This is a genomic window from Pseudomonas sp. P65(2024) (assembly GCF_057480955.1).
Window position 1 is genome coordinate 32,391 of record NZ_JBLIYX010000004.1, and the last position, 17,003, is coordinate 49,393.

The 17,003-nt window shown below is 63.2% G+C and carries 16 protein-coding genes; 13 read left to right on the plus strand and 3 right to left on the minus strand.

Translation table 11 applies throughout. From position 1 onward, the window contains the following. Positions 1-32 precede the first annotated feature (32 nt). The 11 genes from AC25MA_RS07725 (at position 33) to AC25MA_RS07775 (ending at position 13,942) form a co-directional block, all read left to right on the plus strand. Positions 33-2,843, plus strand: a complete 2,811-nt coding sequence (locus tag AC25MA_RS07725) for an LPS-assembly protein LptD (protein ID WP_186594681.1) — start codon at positions 33-35, stop codon at positions 2,841-2,843. After that, positions 2,824-4,143: a peptidylprolyl isomerase gene (locus tag AC25MA_RS07730; RefSeq protein WP_028689030.1), complete on the plus strand. Its 1,320-nt coding sequence runs from the start codon at positions 2,824-2,826 to the stop codon at positions 4,141-4,143. The genes AC25MA_RS07725 and AC25MA_RS07730 overlap by 20 nt, the downstream gene beginning before the upstream one ends. Next, positions 4,140-5,129, plus strand: coding sequence for a 4-hydroxythreonine-4-phosphate dehydrogenase PdxA (gene pdxA / locus AC25MA_RS07735; protein ID WP_486971924.1), 990 nt, complete (start codon positions 4,140-4,142; stop codon positions 5,127-5,129). Before AC25MA_RS07730 ends, pdxA begins: the two co-directional genes overlap by 4 nt. Next, positions 5,126-5,926: a 16S rRNA (adenine(1518)-N(6)/adenine(1519)-N(6))-dimethyltransferase RsmA gene (gene rsmA, locus AC25MA_RS07740; RefSeq protein ID WP_028689032.1), complete on the plus strand. Its 801-nt coding sequence runs from the start codon at positions 5,126-5,128 to the stop codon at positions 5,924-5,926. The genes pdxA and rsmA overlap by 4 nt, the downstream gene beginning before the upstream one ends. A 116-nt stretch (positions 5,927-6,042) precedes the next feature. Further along, positions 6,043-6,423, plus strand: a complete 381-nt coding sequence (apaG, locus tag AC25MA_RS07745; protein WP_028689033.1) for a Co2+/Mg2+ efflux protein ApaG — start codon at positions 6,043-6,045, stop codon at positions 6,421-6,423. After that, complete coding sequence (locus AC25MA_RS07750) at positions 6,423-7,280, plus strand: symmetrical bis(5'-nucleosyl)-tetraphosphatase (RefSeq protein ID WP_486971925.1); 858 nt, start codon at positions 6,423-6,425, stop codon at positions 7,278-7,280. Before apaG ends, AC25MA_RS07750 begins: the two co-directional genes overlap by 1 nt. Before the next feature lie 13 nt (positions 7,281-7,293). Then, the gene (gene glpE / locus AC25MA_RS07755) at positions 7,294-7,623 is read left to right on the plus strand and encodes a thiosulfate sulfurtransferase GlpE (RefSeq protein WP_028689035.1); all 330 of its coding nucleotides are present in this window, start codon (positions 7,294-7,296) and stop codon (positions 7,621-7,623) included. Positions 7,624-7,905: 282 nt separating this feature from the next. Continuing rightward, positions 7,906-9,828: a PrkA family serine protein kinase gene (locus AC25MA_RS07760; RefSeq protein WP_028689036.1), complete on the plus strand. Its 1,923-nt coding sequence runs from the start codon at positions 7,906-7,908 to the stop codon at positions 9,826-9,828. 119 nt (positions 9,829-9,947) lie between these two features. Further along, positions 9,948-11,219, plus strand: coding sequence for a YeaH/YhbH family protein (locus AC25MA_RS07765; RefSeq protein WP_028689037.1), 1,272 nt, complete (start codon positions 9,948-9,950; stop codon positions 11,217-11,219). Then, entirely contained in the window at positions 11,216-12,784 is a 1,569-nt protein-coding gene (locus AC25MA_RS07770; protein ID WP_062362962.1) for a SpoVR family protein, read from the plus strand. Before AC25MA_RS07765 ends, AC25MA_RS07770 begins: the two co-directional genes overlap by 4 nt. 60 nt (positions 12,785-12,844) lie before the next feature. Next, entirely contained in the window at positions 12,845-13,942 is a 1,098-nt protein-coding gene (locus AC25MA_RS07775; RefSeq protein WP_241411518.1) for a tRNA nucleotidyltransferase/poly(A) polymerase-related protein, read from the plus strand. A 63-nt stretch (positions 13,943-14,005) separates the two neighbouring features. On the opposite strand, the gene folK is transcribed toward AC25MA_RS07775, so the two are convergent. Together folK and folB are read right to left on the minus strand one after the other, a co-directional pair. Continuing rightward, on the minus strand, positions 14,006-14,515 hold the full coding sequence (folK, locus tag AC25MA_RS07780; protein WP_028689040.1) for a 2-amino-4-hydroxy-6-hydroxymethyldihydropteridine diphosphokinase: 510 nt from the start codon (positions 14,513-14,515) through the stop codon (positions 14,006-14,008). Continuing rightward, the gene (gene folB / locus AC25MA_RS07785) at positions 14,506-14,862 is read right to left on the minus strand and encodes a dihydroneopterin aldolase (RefSeq protein WP_028689041.1); all 357 of its coding nucleotides are present in this window, start codon (positions 14,860-14,862) and stop codon (positions 14,506-14,508) included. The genes folK and folB overlap by 10 nt, the downstream gene beginning before the upstream one ends. 74 nt (positions 14,863-14,936) lie before the next feature. Between folB and plsY the strand changes: the two genes are divergently transcribed. Continuing rightward, positions 14,937-15,506 carry a glycerol-3-phosphate 1-O-acyltransferase PlsY gene (gene plsY / locus AC25MA_RS07790; RefSeq protein WP_028689042.1) on the plus strand — a complete coding sequence of 190 codons (570 nt, stop codon included), beginning with the start codon at positions 14,937-14,939 and terminating at the stop codon, positions 15,504-15,506. Between the two features lie 24 nt (positions 15,507-15,530). Here plsY and tsaD read toward each other — a convergent pair whose 3' ends face one another. Continuing rightward, positions 15,531-16,556 (minus strand): tRNA (adenosine(37)-N6)-threonylcarbamoyltransferase complex transferase subunit TsaD, encoded by a 1,026-nt coding sequence (gene tsaD / locus AC25MA_RS07795; protein WP_486971926.1) that lies wholly within the window; start codon positions 16,554-16,556, stop codon positions 15,531-15,533. Positions 16,557-16,761: 205 nt separating this feature from the next. Between tsaD and rpsU the strand changes: the two genes are divergently transcribed. After that, positions 16,762-16,977 carry a 30S ribosomal protein S21 gene (gene rpsU, locus AC25MA_RS07800; RefSeq protein ID WP_003255575.1) on the plus strand — a complete coding sequence of 72 codons (216 nt, stop codon included), beginning with the start codon at positions 16,762-16,764 and terminating at the stop codon, positions 16,975-16,977. Positions 16,978-17,003 lie beyond the last annotated feature (26 nt).

The following is a 17,003-nucleotide window of genomic DNA, read 5'->3' on the forward strand; positions in this document are numbered from 1 at the left end:
CAGATGGCACGCAGGAAGCCCGGACTAATAAGATGGCATTGAAATCCCCCGCGTTTCGTAGGAAGTTTCCGTTGTTGGTGACTGGCGGTCTGCTGGCCCTGCAACCCCTGGCCACGTCGTACGTGGTGGCGGCCGAGCAGTTCGACTGCCAAGTGTCCGCCGCCGGTGGCTGGGACTGCAAGCCCAAGACCGCCGCCAACCTGCCTCCGCGCCCGGTTCATCCGGGCGCAGCCGCTGCCAGCTCGGGCGCCGAAGCGCCTGGCGAAGTCGCCGCGACCGAGGCCGAGAAGCCGATGCTGGTCACCGAGGCCAAGGGCCGCGGCCTGAAGTCGCGCAGCGAAGACTACAGCCACCTGGACTGGGTCCCGCGCGAGAAGCTCACCGCTGCGCAGCTGGCCGAGACCGGCCCGTACTGCGGCGGCGCCTACATCGAGCCGACCCGCCCGGGCATGAACGACTCCACGCCCAAGGACGAGTCGCCCACCTACATCAACGCCAAGGTCTCCAAGTACCAGCAGGAGCAGCAGATCGCCACCCTCGCCGGTGACGTGGTCATGCGCCAGGGCAGCATGCAGGCCGAGGCCGATGAGGCCAACCTGTATCAGGCCGAGAACCGGGGCGAGCTCAAGGGCAACGTCAAGATCCGCGACAACGGCTCGCTGGTGGTCGGTGACGAGGCGCAGATCCAGCTCGACACCGGCGAAGCCCGGGTCGACAACGCCGAATACGTGATGCACAAGTCGCACATCCGCGGCAACGCGCTGTACGCCAAGCGCGCCGAGAACGCCATCATCCGCCTCAAGGACGGTACCTATACCACCTGTGAGCCGGGCAGCAACGCGTGGCAGCTCAAGGGCAACAACATCACCCTGAATCCGGCCACCGGCTTCGGCACCGCGACCAACGTGACGCTGCGGGTCAAGGATTTCCCGGTGTTCTACACGCCGTACATCTACTTCCCGATCGACGACCGTCGCCAGTCCGGCTTCCTGCCGCCATCGTTCAGCTCCAGCAGCGACACCGGCTTCATGCTGGTCACCCCGTACTACTTCAACTTGGCGCCTAACTACGACGCCACGTTGTACCCGCGCTACATGGCCAAGCGCGGCATGCTGATGGAAGGCGAGTTCCGCTACCTGACCAAGTCCAGCGAAGGCCAGTTCGGCGGTGGTTTCCTGAGCGATCAGGACGACGACCGCGAGAAGCAGACCGATTACAAGAAAGATCGCTGGATGGTCAACTGGCAGCACAAGGGCGGCCTGGACGAGCGCCTGATGACCGAGGTGGATTACACCGACATCAGCGATCCGTTCTACTTCCAGGACCTGGAAACCGACCAGATCGGCGTACAGAGCCGGGACATCCTGAACCAACGCGGCACACTGACCTACCGGGGCGACAGCTATACCGCAGGCCTGAATGTGCATGCCTACGAGATGGCGACCATCTCGCAGATCACCCCGTACGACAAGCTTCCGCAGGTCACCTTCAATGGCATGCTGCCGTTCCATCCGGGCGGCTTCGATCTGAGCTACGAGACCGAGGCCGTGCGCTTCGACCGTGACCTGAAGAACGATTTCGTAAGGGACAAGGACGGCAATCCGGACACTTCCGCAGGTGGTATTCCTGGCCGTCGCCTGGACGACAACGTTTCCGGTATCGCTCGCGCCAACGGCACCCGCCTCAACTTCGCCCCGGCGATCAGCCTGCCGATGCAAGCCAGCTATGGCTTCGTCACGCCGAAGTTGAAGTACGTCTACACCAACTACGACCTGGACCTGGATAGCCAAGGCAAGGCTCAGGCTATCGCGCAGTCAGCGAACCCCGCCTACGGCAGCTACAGCAGCTCGTTGAACCGCGACATTCCGATCTTCAGTGTCGACAGTGGCCTCTACTTCGACCGCAATACCCAGCTGTTCGGTACGAACTACCGCCAGACCCTCGAACCGCGGCTGTTCTACCTCTATGTTCCGTACAAGGACCAGAAAGACATTCCACTGTTCGACACGGGCGAGAACACGTTCAACTATTCCTCGCTGTTCCGCGACAACCGCTTCAGTGGCACCGACCGCATCGGCGACGAGAACAAGCTGTCGCTGGGCGTGACCAACCGCTGGATCGAGGACAATGGCTTCCAGCGCCAGCGTTTCAGCATCGGCCAGGCGTTCTACTTCAAGGATCGCAAGGTCCAACTTCCTGGCATCGACTATCGCACCCGCGCGGACAGCAAATCAGATGTCTCGCCGTACGCACTGGAATACGAGTACGCCTTCAACCGCGACTGGCGTTTCAACTCGGACTTCAACTGGGATCCGGACAGCCACAGCACCCGCTCGGGCAGCGCTATGTTCCACTACCAGCCTGAAGACAATCCGAACAAGGTCGTCAACCTTGGCTATCGCTATCGCAACGACCTGATCACCTACGATTCGGCGACTGGCCTCTGGAAAGTCGGCGGTGGTGACTATGGCACCCCTGGCGATCCGAACTACATCAAGGATTACTACAAGATCCAGCAGCACGATTTCTCGGTCATCTGGCCGATCGTGCCGCAGTGGAGCGTGATCGGTCGCTGGCAGCATGACTACAACCGCAACCGCACCCTTGAAGCGATGGGTGGTTTCGAATATGACAACTGCTGCTGGAAACTGCGTCTGATCAACCGCTACTGGATCGACTACGACGACTTCAGCCAAGCCGTCCCGAACAACGAGAAGGGCGACCACGGCATCTTCCTGCAGATCGTGCTCAAAGGGCTCGGTGGTGTAGTCGGCAACAAGGTCGAATCGTTCCTGGACCAAGGCATTCAAGGTTACCGTACACGTGAAGAGCAAGCTTATTGATCGTCTGCGCCCGCTGATGCTGGGCGCCGCAATGCTGAGTGGCGCGGTGCATGCCGCGGTACAGCCCATCGACCGCATCGTGGCCACCGTCGACAACGACGTGGTCATGCAGAGCCAGCTGGACCAGCGCGTGCGCGAAGTGCAGCAGACCATCGCCAAGCGTGGCGGCGGTGTGCCACCTGCCGCCGCCCTGCAACAGCAGGTGCTGGAGCGCCTGATCGTCGAAAACCTGCAACTGCAGATCGGCGAGCGCTCGGGCATCCGCATCACCGACGAGGAGCTGAACCAGGCCGTCGCCACCATTGCCCAGCGCAATGGCATGTCGCTGGAGCAGTTCCGCGCCGCCCTGGCCCACGATGGCCTGTCGTACGACGATGCCCGCGAGCAGATCAAGCGCGAGATGGTCATCAGCCGCGTACGTCAACGTCGCGTGGCCGAGCGTATCCAGGTGTCCGAGCAGGAAGTGAAGAACTTCCTCAACTCGGACCTGGGCAAGATGCAGATGTCGGAAGAGTACCGCCTGGCCAACATCCTTATCCCGACCCCGGAAGGCGCCAACTCGGAAGCCATCCAGGCCGCCGCCCGCCAGGTCGGCGATGTCTACCAGCAACTCCGGCAGGGCAAGGACTTCGGTCAGATGGCCATTGAGCGCTCCGCCAGCGAGAACGCCCTGGAAGGCGGCGAGATGGGCTGGCGCAAGGCCGGCCAGCTGCCACCTGACTTTGCCAAGATGCTCAGCAGCATGGCCATTGGTGACATTACCCAGCCGATCCGCATCCCCAACGGCTTCATCATCCTCAAACTCGAGGAGAAGCGTGGCGGCAGCGAGAGCATCCTGCGCGACGAAGTGCATGTGCGCCACATCCTGATCAAGCCGAGCGAGATCCGCAGCGAAGCCGCCACCGAGCAATTGGCCGAGCGTCTGTACGACCGGATCCAAAACGGTGAAGACTTCGCCGAACTGGCGAAGAGCTTCTCGGAAGACCCGGGCTCCGCGCTCAACGGCGGCGACCTCAACTGGGTCGACCCGAACAGCCTGGTGCCGGAGTTCCGCGAGCAGATGGCCAACGCCCAGCAAGGCGTGGTGACCAAGCCGTTCAAGACCCAATACGGCTGGCATGTGCTGGAAGTGCTGGGCCGCCGCGCAACCGACAGCACCGAGCAGGCGCGCGAGCAGCAGGCCATGAACGTCCTGCGCAACCGCAAGTACGACGAAGAGCTGCAGAACTGGCTGCGCCAGATCCGCGACGAAGCCTACGTTGAAATCAAGCTGCCTGGCGCTGACCAGGCCGCCCAGTGAAGCCCCAGCGCTTCGCCGTCACGCCCGGCGAGCCGGCCGGCATAGGTCCCGACCTGTGCCTGCTGCTCGCCGCCGAGGCCCAGCCCCACCCCCTGATCGCCATCACCAGCCGTGACCTGCTCGCCGAGCGGGCCGCGCAGCTGGGGCTGGCCGTCAGCCTGCTACCCGTCACCCCGGACAGTTTCCCCAGCCTGCCAGCCCCCGCCGGCAGCCTGTACGTCTGGGACACGCCACTGGCCAACCCGGTGCTGGCCGGGCAGCTGGACAAGGCCAACGCCGCGTTCGTCCTGGAGACACTGACCCGGGCCGGCCAGGGCTGCCTCGACGGGCAGTTCGCCGGGATGATCACCGCCCCTGTGCACAAGGGTGTAATCAACGAGAGCGGGATCGCCTTTTCCGGGCACACCGAGTTCCTCGCCGACCTCACCCAGACCGCGCAAGTGGTGATGATGCTGGCCACCCGAGGATTGCGCGTAGCCCTGGTGACCACCCACCTGCCCCTGCGCGATATCGCCGACGCCATCACTGGCGAACGCCTGGAGCGCGTCACCCGCATCCTGCATGCGGACATGCGCGACAAGTTCGGCATCGCCAACCCACGCATCCTGATCTGCGGGCTCAATCCGCATGCCGGAGAAGGCGGCCACCTGGGCCGCGAAGAAATCGATATCATCGAGCCGGTGCTGCAGCGCCTGCGCGCCGAAGGCATGGACCTGCACGGTCCGCTGCCGGCCGATACCCTGTTTACCCCCAAATATCTGGAGCACTGCGACGCGGTGCTGGCGATGTACCACGACCAAGGCCTGCCCGTACTCAAGTACAAGGGCTTTGGCGCCGCGGTCAACGTGACGCTGGGCCTGCCGATCATCCGTACCTCGGTCGACCACGGCACCGCCCTGGACCTGGCCGGCACCGGCCGGATCGACACCGGCAGCCTGCGCGTCGCATTGGAAACCGCCTACCAGATGGCCGAGAACCGACCATGACCGAGCACTATCAACACCGGGCGCGCAAGCGCTTCGGCCAGAACTTCCTGCACGACGCCGGAATCATCGATCGCATCCTGCGGGCGATCAACGCCAAGGCCGGCGAACACCTGCTGGAGATCGGCCCCGGCCAGGGCGCCCTGACCGAGGGCCTGCTGGGTAGCGGCGCACAGCTGGACGTGGTGGAGCTGGACAAAGACCTGGTGCCGATCCTGCAACACAAGTTCGCCGGGCGCGACAACTTCCGCCTGCACCAGGGCGATGCCCTGAAGTTCGACTTCAACCAGCTGGGCGTGCCTGAGCGCAGCCTCAAGGTGGTCGGCAACCTGCCCTACAACATCTCCACCCCGCTGATCTTCCACCTGCTCAGCCATGCCGGGCTGATCCGCGACATGCACTTCATGCTGCAAAAGGAAGTGGTCGAGCGCATGGCTGCAGGCCCGGGTGGCGGTGACTGGGGCCGTTTGTCGATCATGGTGCAGTACCACTGCCGGGTCGAGCACCTGTTCAACGTTGGCCCTGGCGCCTTCAATCCGCCGCCGAAGGTGGACTCGGCCATCGTCCGCCTGGTGCCGCACGCAGTGCTGCCACACCCGGCCAAGGATGCACGGCTGCTGGAACAGGTAGTACGCGAGGCGTTCAACCAGCGCCGCAAGACCCTGCGCAACACCCTGAAAGGCCTGCTCGACAGCGCGGCCATCGAAGCCGCCGGCGTCGACGGCAGCCTGCGCCCCGAACAGCTGGACCTGGCCGCCTTCGTGCGCCTGGCCGACAAGCTGGCCGAACAGCAGGGCTGACCACGCGCCCGCTCTCTGCGTGGGAGCGGGCTTGCCCCGCGGTCAGTGATAACTGGCCACCACCCCCGCCAATGGCCTAGACTGCGTTATTGCGTCAGTTCGCCCAAGGCCTTTGCATGTCCGACCCCCGCTATCAGATCGACGTCAGCGTCGTGACCCGCTACCTCAAAGAACAATCCGACCCCGAAAGCAGCCGTTTCGCCTTCGCCTACACCATCACCGTACAGAACAACGGCACGGTCACCGCCAAGCTGATGTCCCGCCACTGGCTGATCACCAACGGTGACGGCGAAGTCGAGGAAGTGCGTGGCGCCGGCGTGATTGGCCAGCAGCCGCTGATCGAGCCCGGCCAAAGCCACACCTACAGCAGCGGCGCGGTCATCAGCACCCGCGTCGGCACCATGCAGGGCAGCTACCAGATGTTCGCCGAAGACGGCAAGCGCTTCGACGCCACAATTGCCCCATTCCGCCTTGCCGTGCCTGGGGCCCTGCACTGATGGCCACCTATGCCGTCGGCGACCTGCAAGGCTGCCTACAACCGCTCAAGTGCCTGCTCGAACGCGTGCGCTTCAACCCGTCGGTCGACCGTCTTTGGCTGGTGGGCGACCTGGTCAACCGCGGCCCCGAGTCCCTCGAAACCCTGCGCTACCTCTATTCGATCCGCCAGGCGCTGGTCTGCGTGCTGGGCAATCACGACCTGCACCTGCTGGCGGCCGGGCACAACGTCGAGCGGCTTAAGAAAAGCGACACCCTGCGCGAGATCATCGAAGCCCCGGACGCCGACCAGCTCTTGGACTGGCTGCGCCAACAGAAGCTGCTGCACTACGACGAAGTCCGTGGCATCGCCATGGTCCATGCTGGCATCCCGCCGCAATGGACCCTGGGCAAAGCGCTGGAGCTGGCGGCCGAGGTCGAGGAAGTGCTGCGCGACGACAGCCGCCTGAAGCTGTACCTGGACGGCATGTACGGCAACGAGCCGAACAAGTGGAGCAAGGACCTGGCCGGCGTCGAACGCCTGCGGGTGATCACCAACTACTTCACCCGCATGCGCTTCTGCACCGCCGCCGGCAAGCTCGACCTCAAGACCAAGGAGGGCGCCGACAGCGCCCCCAAGGGCTATAAGCCGTGGTTTTCCCACCCGGACCGTCGCTCGCGCCATGTGAAGATTCTCTTCGGCCACTGGGCCGCCCTCGAAGGCCGTGTCGACGTGCCCGGCGTGATCGCCCTGGACACCGGCTGCGTCTGGGGCGGCGCGATGACCCTGTACAATGTCGACAGTGGTGAACTCCACCGCTGCGACTGCACCCGCGAGGGCACCCCACGCCCGCCGGCGCCACTCAATGAACATCCCTGAAGGAACCGCACCCATGAGCGAATTCAAGCGCATTACCCCCGAGCAAGCCCTCGAATTGCGTGCGCAAGGCGCGGTCGTGGTCGACATTCGCGACCCGCAGGCCTTTGCCGCCGGGCACATCGCCGGCGCCACTCATCTGGATAATCACTCGGTTGCCGATTTCATCCGCAACGCCGACCTGGACGCGCCTACACTGGTTGTCTGCTACCACGGCAATTCCAGCCAGAGCGCCGCCGCCTACCTGGTCGGCCAGGGCTTCTCCAACGTCTACAGCATCGATGGTGGCTTCGAGCTGTGGCGCAACACCTACCCGGCGGAAACCGCCCAGGGCAGCGCCGAATAATTTTTTCATTTTTCCTCCAGCCCGCGCTCGGCGCGGGCTTGCGCCCGACCTGACGAACGGTCGCAGGCGTCTTCTCGGCTCCCTGCCCTTGACCTTGCGTATAACCAACTATCCTTAAGCCCAGGCCATCCAAAAAAGGGGAGAGCCGGTACACCGGCGTGCGGGTCATCGGTAGCGTTCCAAGGTGTTCTGGGGGGTATACAGCAATCGGCGAGCCCGGTTGCATGCCAGCATCAGCTGACTGATCCGGCGTCGTCTCCACGTATCGAGCGAGGTGACGTCATGAGCATTTTTAGCCACTTCCAACAACGTTTCGAGTCCACCCGCCAGGAAGAACTTTCGCTGCAGGAGTACCTCGAGCTGTGCAAAGAGGATCGCAGTGCCTATGCCTCGGCGGCCGAGCGGCTGTTGCTGGCCATCGGCGAACCAGAGCTGATCGACACCTCAAGCAACTCCAGGCTGTCGCGGATCTTCTCCAACAAGGTGATCCGTCGTTATCCGGCCTTTGCCGACTTCCATGGCATGGAAGAGTGCATCGACCAGATCGTCTCCTACTTCCGCCACGCCGCCCAAGGCCTGGAAGAGAAGAAACAGATCCTCTACCTGCTGGGCCCGGTGGGCGGCGGTAAATCGTCGCTGGCCGAGAAACTCAAGCAGCTGATGGAGAAGGTGCCGTTCTACGCCATCAAGGGCTCGCCGGTGTTCGAATCGCCCCTGGGCCTGTTCAACGCCGCCGAGGACGGCCAGATCCTCGAAGAGGAATACGGCATCTCGCGCCGCTACCTCAACACCATCATGTCGCCCTGGGCCACCAAGCGCCTGCAGGAATTCGGCGGCGACATCAGCAAGTTCAGGGTGGTCAAGCTCTACCCGTCCATCCTCAACCAGATCGCCATCGCCAAGACCGAGCCGGGCGACGAGAACAACCAGGACATTTCGGCCCTGGTGGGCAAGGTGGATATCCGCAAGCTCGAGGAATTCCCGCAGAACGACGCCGACGCCTACAGCTATTCGGGCGCGCTGTGCCGGGCCAACCAGGGCCTGATGGAATTCGTCGAGATGTTCAAGGCGCCGATCAAGGTCCTGCACCCGTTGCTCACCGCGACCCAGGAAGGCAACTACAACAGCACCGAGGGGTTGGGCGCGATCCCCTACTCCGGGATCCTGCTGGCCCACTCCAACGAATCGGAGTGGCATACCTTCCGCAACAACAAGAACAACGAGGCCTTCATCGACCGGATCTACATCGTCAAGGTGCCGTACTGCCTGCGCGTCAGTGACGAGATCAAGATCTACGACAAGCTGCTGGTCAACAGCTCCCTGGCCAAGGCCCATTGCGCGCCTGACACTTTGAAGATGCTGGCCCAGTTCACCGTGCTCTCGCGCCTGAAAGAGCCCGAGAACTCCAACATCTACTCGAAGATGCGCGTGTACGACGGCGAGAACCTCAAGGACACCGACCCGAAAGCCAAGTCGATCCAGGAGTACCGCGACGCCGCGGGCGTCGACGAGGGCATGAACGGCCTGTCGACCCGCTTCGCCTTCAAGATCCTCTCCAAGGTGTTCAACTTCGACCCTCACGAGGTGGCGGCCAACCCGGTGCACCTGCTGTATGTGCTGGAGCAGCAGATCGAGCAGGAACAGTTCCCGGCCGAGGTGCGCGAGCGCTACCTGCGCTACCTGAAGGAATACCTGGCACCGCGCTACATCGAGTTCATCGGCAAGGAGATCCAGACCGCCTACCTGGAGTCCTACAGCGAATACGGCCAGAACATCTTCGACCGCTATGTGCTGTACGCCGACTTCTGGATCCAGGACCAGGAATACCGCGACCCGGAAACCGGCGAGATCCTCAACCGCATCGCCCTCAACGAGGAGCTGGAGAAGATCGAGAAGCCAGCCGGCATCAGCAATCCGAAGGACTTCCGCAACGAGATCGTCAACTTCGTGCTGCGCGCCCGGGCCAACAACAACGGCAAGAACCCCAGCTGGCTCAGCTACGAGAAGCTGCGGGTGGTGATCGAGAAGAAGATGTTCTCCAACACAGAGGACCTGCTGCCGGTCATCAGTTTCAACGCCAAGGCCAGCAAGGAGGATCAACAGAAGCACAACGACTTCGTCACCCGGATGGTGGAGCGTGGCTACACCGACAAGCAGGTTCGACTGCTGTCGGAATGGTACCTGCGGGTCAGGAAATCGCAATAAAGCGACACGCTACACGCCGTGCGTCCGAGGCTGGCCTTGCCAGCCCGGGCGGCGGCGGCTGCTTTTACGTGCAGCTCGTAGCTTGAAGCGTGCAGCTGTTCCCAGCTACCGGAGGGACCATGAGCTACGTAATCGACCGACGCCTGAACGGCAAGAACAAGAGCACGGTCAACCGCCAGCGCTTCCTGCGGCGTTACCGTGAACACATCAAGAAGGCCGTCGAAGAGGCCGTGAGTCGCCGCTCCATCATGGACATGGAGCATGGCGAACAGATCAGCATCCCGGGTCGCGACATCGATGAACCCGTGCTGCACCACGGTCGCGGCGGCAAGCAGACCATCGTCCACCCCGGCAACAAGGAATTCACCGCCGGCGAACACATCGCCCGGCCACAAGGTGGCGGCGGTGGCGGTGGCCGCGGCAAGGCGGGCAACTCCGGCGAGGGCATGGACGACTTCGTGTTCCAGATCACCCAGGAAGAATTCCTCGAATTCATGTTCGAGGACCTGGAGCTGCCCAACCTGGTCAAGCGCCACCTGACCGGGGCCGACACCTTCAAGACCGTGCGCGCAGGCATTGCCAACGAGGGCAACCCGTCGCGCATCAACATCGTGCGCACCCTGCGCTCTGCCCATGCCCGGCGCATCGCCCTGACCGGCAGCAGCCGTGCCCTGTTGCGCGAGGCGCAGAAGGAACTGGAGCGGCTCAAGGTCGAGGAACCGGACAACTTCACCGACATCCAGGACACCGAGAGCGAGATCGAACGCCTAAAGGCGCGCATCAACCGCCTGCCGTTTCTCGACACCTTCGACCTGAAGTACAACCTGCTGGTCAAGCAGCCCAACCCCAGCTCCAAGGCGGTGATGTTCTGCCTGATGGACGTGTCCGGCTCCATGACCCAGGCCACCAAGGACATCGCCAAGCGCTTCTTCATCCTGCTGTACCTGTTCCTCAAGCGGAACTACGACCGCATCGAGGTCGTGTTCATCCGCCATCACACCAGCGCCCGCGAAGTGGACGAGGAAGAGTTCTTCTATTCCCGCGAGACCGGCGGCACCATCGTCTCCAGCGCGCTCAAGCTGATGCAGGAAATCATGGCCGAGCGTTACCCGGCCAGTGACTGGAATATCTACGCCGCCCAGGCCTCGGACGGCGACAACTGGAACGACGACTCGCCGATCTGCCGCGACATTCTCGCCAATCAGATCATGCAGCACGTGCAGTACTACACTTACGTCGAGATCACCCCACGCGAACACCAGGCGCTGTGGTACGAATACGAGCGCATCGGCGAGGCGTTCCCCGACACCTTCGCCCAGCAGCAGTTGGTATCGGCCGGCGACATCTACCCGGTCTTCCGTGAACTCTTCCAGCGCAGGTTAGCCACATGACCGCCAGAGAGCAGAGACGCCAGCCCATTTCCACCGGTTCCGAATGGACGTTCGAGCTGATCCAGACCTACGACCGCGAGATCAGTCGCCTGGCCGCCCGCTACGCCCTGGACACCTACCCCAACCAGATCGAAGTGATCACCGCCGAGCAGATGATGGACGCCTACGCCTCGGTGGGCATGCCGCTGGGCTATCACCACTGGTCCTACGGCAAGCAGTTCCTCAGTACCGAGAAGTCCTACAGCCGTGGCCAGATGGGCTTGGCCTACGAGATCGTGATCAACTCCGATCCGTGCATCGCCTACCTGATGGAAGAGAACACCATGTGCATGCAGGCACTGGTGATCGCCCACGCCTGCTACGGCCACAACAGCTTCTTCAAGGGCAACTACCTGTTCCGCACCTGGACCGACGCCAGCTCGATCATCGATTACCTGGTGTTCGCCAAGCAGTACATCGCCCAATGCGAGGAGCGCCACGGCATCGATGCCGTCGAGGACCTGATCGACTCCTGCCATGCCCTGATGAACTACGGCGTGGACCGCTACAAGCGCCCCTACCCCATTTCCGCCGAGGAAGAACGCCGCCGGCAGAAGGAGCGCGAAGAGCACCTGCAACGGCAGATCAACGACCTCTGGCGCACCATCCCCAAGGGCGCCGAAAAGGGCGGCGAGAAAGACGACGCGCGCTTCCCGGCAGAACCCCAGGAGAACATCCTCTACTTCATCGAAAAGCACGCCCCGCTGCTGGAGCCCTGGCAGCGCGAAGTGGTGCGCATCGTGCGCAAGATCGCCCAGTATTTCTACCCGCAGCGCCAAACCCAGGTGATGAACGAAGGCTGGGCGACCTTCTGGCACTACACCCTGATGAACGACCTCTACGACGAGGGGCTGATCACCGAAGGCTTCATGATGGAGTTTCTGCAGTCGCACACCAGCGTGGTGTTCCAGCCAGGCTTCGACAGCCCGTATTACAGCGGTATCAACCCCTATGCTCTGGGCTTTGCCATGTACACCGACATCCGCCGCATGTGCGAGCACCCTACCGAGGAGGATCGCCGCTGGTTCCCGGACATCGCCGGCAGCGACTGGCTGTCGACGATCAAGTTCGCCATGAGCAGCTTCAAGGATGAGAGCTTCATCCTGCAGTACCTGTCACCCAAGGTGATGCGTGACCTCAAGCTGTTCAGCATCCTCGACGACGACCAGCGCGACGACCTGCTGGTGCCGGCGATCCATGACGAGGACGGCTACCGCACCATCCGCGAGCAGCTGGCCGCGCAGTACAACCTGGGCAACCGCGAGCCCAACGTGCAGATCTGGAGCATCGACCGGCGTGGCGACCGCTCGCTGACCTTGCGCCACCAGCAGCACAACCGCAAACCCCTGGGCGACTCCACCGAGGAGGTGCTCAAGCACCTGCACCGCCTGTGGGGCTTCGACATTCACCTGGAGACCGTGCAGGGCGATCAGGTGATGAAGACCCACCACATGCCACCGCGCAGCGAGCACAGCGAGGCCGGCGACTACGGACGCATGGACCTGGCCGTGGTACACCACCTCTAGCCATCACACACTTCCATTTCTGCCGACAGGGTATCCTATCGGCAGAAATGGAGGTTTCACATGCAGATCTACAAGGTTGGCGGCGCTGTGCGTGACCGCCTGCTCGGCCGTCCGGTCAGCGACGTCGACTGGCTGGTGGTTGGCGCCAGCGTCGAACAGATGCAGGCCCTGGGCTACCGCCCGGTGGGCGCGGATTTTCCGGTTTTTCTTCACCCCAGGTCCGGTGAGGAGTACGCCCTGGCCCGCACCGAGCGCAAGAGCGGGCGCGGTTATGGCGGTTTCACCTTCCACGCAAGCCCCGACGTCACCCTCGAAGAAGACCTGATTCGCCGCGACCTGACCATCAACGCCATGGCCGAGGACGAACACGGCCAGCTGTACGACCCCTACCACGGCAAGGCAGACCTGGATAACCGAATCCTTCGCCATGTTTCCCCAGCATTCGCAGAAGATCCACTGCGAGTGTTGCGTGTTGCGCGCTTTGCGGCGCGCTATGCACCTCTGGGTTTCGAGGTGGCCGACGAAACCCTTGCCCTCATGCGGCAGATCGCCGAGTCGGGCGAACTGCAGGCGCTTACTGCCGAACGCAGCTGGAAGGAGATCGAACGGGCATTGATGGAAAACGAGCCACAGGTGTTCGTCGAGGTGCTGCGCAGTTGCGGCGCACTGAAAGAGCTTATGCCAGAGCTGGAGCACGGCACCGATACACTGACTGCACTGCACCAGGCGGCCAGGCACCAGCAATCCCTGCCTGTGCGTTGGGCTTGCCTGCTGCGCGGATTGGAATCAACGGCGATCAAAGCACTCAACCAGCGCTTCAAGGTCCCACGCGAATGCCAGGAACTGGCGATACTGGTGGGGGAGTTCGCCGAACAGGCCGATCAAGCTCTGGCACTTGAGCCGACAAGCCTGCTGGAAATGCTGCAGAAGTTTGATGTGTATCGTCGGCCGCAGCGTTTCGACGACTTCATTGCCGCGTGTGAAATGGCGGCAGTGGACTCGAGTTATCCACAAGGCAGGTATCTGCGCGATGCAGCTGCGGCGGCTCGGGCCGTGGATGTGAAGCCGCTTGTGCAACAGGGGCTGACCGGCCAAGCCTTGGGGGAGGCGCTGAAGGCGCAAAGGCTTGAGGCGCTGAAGGCCTACACGCAGCAGTGAGCCCATCGCAGGGAGCAAGTCCGATTGGTGGAAGAGGGCTTGCTCCGCGATCGCAAGTGCGGCTCAGACCTGCGTGAGCTGCAGCCCACGCCACTCGAACGGCACCGGCGCCAGTACCTGATCGATGCTCGCCTCTTCCCACAACTGCGCCATGGGCTTGCCGACCCCAGGGTGCACCCGTTGGGGCGCCAGCAAAGACAAGGGCCACAGCACGAACGCGTTCTTCAGGATCTCCGCCCGCGGCAGCACCAAGCCGTTGAAGGTGCCATGCAGATCGTCGTACAGCAGCACGTCGATATCCAGCGGAAGGCCCTTGCGGTCGGGTGCGTAGCGGCCATTTTCCGCTTCGATGAACTTCAGCCGGCGGTCCAGCTCCAGCAGCGGCAGGTCGGTCTTGCCGGTCACCACGAAGTTGATGAATGGCCCGCTCTTGATACCCACTGCCTGGCTTTCGAACGCCGGCGAGCAACGCATGTCGATGAGTATCGCAGCCAGGGCATCGAGCCCGGCGCACAGGTGCCGCTCGCGGTCGATGTTGCTACCCAGCCCGAGATATACGGTACTCAGAGACATCCGCGCTCGATCTCCACGCCAACGCCGCCCCGGGCCGCAGGCACCGCACCCGGTTTGGTCAGTTTCAGCCGCACCCACGGGATCTTGAACTCTTCCATCAGTACGGCCACCAGACGCTCGGCAAAGGTCTCCACCAGTTCGAAGCGCGCCTGCTCGGCGAAGGCCTGGACGCGCGCCGAGACACTGGCGTAGTCCAGGGCCAGCGACAGGTCGTCACCGGCCGCCGCCGGGCGGTTGTCCCAGGCGAAACTCAGGTCAAGGCGCAGGCATTGGCGAATATCCCGCTCCCAGTCATAGGCACCGATGACGGTATCGACTTCCAGGCCTTCGATGAACACTCTGTCCAAGCACTTCTCTCCACAGCACGACAAGGGCGACGGGCGCCGTTAGAATCAGGGCGTCCTCGCCCGGAATAGTTAGCATGTTTTGGTCACTGGCGCTGCTTGCCTACCTGCTCGGCTCTCTGTCCTTCGCCATCGTCCTGAGCCGCCTCAGCGGCAGCCCCGACCCGCGCTCCAGCGGCTCGGGCAATGCCGGCGCGACCAACATGCTACGCCTGGCCGGCCGCAAACTGGCGATCCTGACGCTGCTCGGCGACCTGTGCAAGGGCATGTTGCCAGTACTGCTGGCCCGCCTGGCCGGGCTCGACCAGCAGGAGCAGGCCTGGGTCGGCATCTGCGCGGTGCTCGGCCACCTGTTCCCGGTGTACTTCCGTTTCCAGGGCGGCAAGGGCGTGGCCACTGCCGCCGGCATGCTCATGGCGTTGTACTTTCCCGCCGCGCTGCTGGCCATCGGCGCCTGGCTGCTGACCTTCTACCTCACCCGCACCAGCTCGCTGGCGGCGTTGATCGCCACGCCATTGACGCTGCCGCTGCTGGCCTGGCGCGAACCCGAAGCGCTGCTGCCGATGACGGTACTGACGATCCTGATCGTCTGGCGCCACCGCAGCAACCTGCGCGACCTGTTCGCCGGGCGCGAGCGCCATTTCTGAGACGCCCGCACAAGCCGGCACCTTTCACACCGCCGGCAACTGCTCCATCGGCCAGCGCGCCTGCACGCTGATGGCCAGGTCCTGCCGCTGCCCGGCCAACAGGCGCTGGCAACCGGCATAGGCGATCATCGCGCCGTTGTCGGTACAGAACCGTGGACGGGCGTAATAGACGTTGCCCTTGATGCTGGCCAGCATTTCTTCCAGCGAAACGCGCAAGGCCTTGTTGGCGCTCACGCCACCGGCGATGACCAGGCGTTTGAGGCCAGTCTGCTTGAGCGCACGCTTGCACTTGATGGTCAGAGTCTCCACCACCGCCTGCTGGAACGCCAGCGACACGTCGCAACGGGTTTGCTCGTTGTCGTCCCCGGCGTCGCGGCATTGCTGCCAGGTGTTCAGGGCGAAGGTCTTGAGGCCGCTGAAGCTGAACTGCAGGCCCGGCCGATCGCACATCGGCCGCGGGAACACGAAGCGCCCGGGCGTGCCTTGCTCGGCCAGGCGGGCGATCTCGGGGCCGCCCGGATAATTGAGGCCGATCAGCTTGGCGGTCTTGTCGAAGGCTTCGCCAGCGGCGTCGTCCAGGCTCTCGCCCAACAGCTCGTACTGGCCGATGCCATCGACGCGCACCAGCTGGGTGTGGCCACCGGACACCAACAAAGCGACGAACGGAAATTCCGGCGGCTGCTCCTCGAGCATCGGCGCCAGCAGGTGGCCTTCCATATGGTGCACACCGATCGCCGGAACATCCCAGGCAAAGGCCAGCGCCTGGGCGCAGGAGGCGCCCACCAGCAGCGCGCCGACCAGGCCGGGACCTGCGGTGTAGGCGATGGCGTCGATCTCGGTGGCGACGCAGTCGGCTTCCTGCAGCACCTGGCGAATCAGCGGCAGCATGCGCTTGACGTGGTCGCGCGAGGCGAGCTCGGGCACCACGCCGCCATAGACGCGGTGCAGGTCGATCTGGCTGAACAGCGCGTCGGCCAGCAGGCCGCGCTCACTGTCGTATAATGCGACGCCAGTTTCGTCGCAGGATGTTTCCAATCCCAGTACTAGCATGGGTCCGTGCCTTGTTGAGGCTGAATTCGAAGGCGCGCATGATAGTCCCCGTGTCCGGTGCCGACCAGCGGTTTTCGATCAGAGGCTTTGCATTCCGGCCAGCTAAGGGTTAACATCCGCAACCCTTGAAAACCGACGTTCTCCAGCACACCTTATGTTTTGCCAGGAGCACGTCTACCCCGGTAATGAATTAAGGTAGCCCTGGATGCCAGCCGTCAAAGTTAAAGAGAACGAACCCTTCGACGTAGCTCTGCGTCGTTTCAAGCGCTCCTGCGAAAAAGCCGGTGTACTGGCTGAAGTTCGTAGCCGCGAGTTTTACGAGAAGCCGACCGCCGAGCGCAAGCGCAAAGCCGCTGCCGCTGTAAAGCGTCACGCCAAGAAGGTTCAGCGCGAACAGCGCCGCGCCGTTCGTCTGTACTAAGTACAGCCGTTCTACGCAAAGCTTCT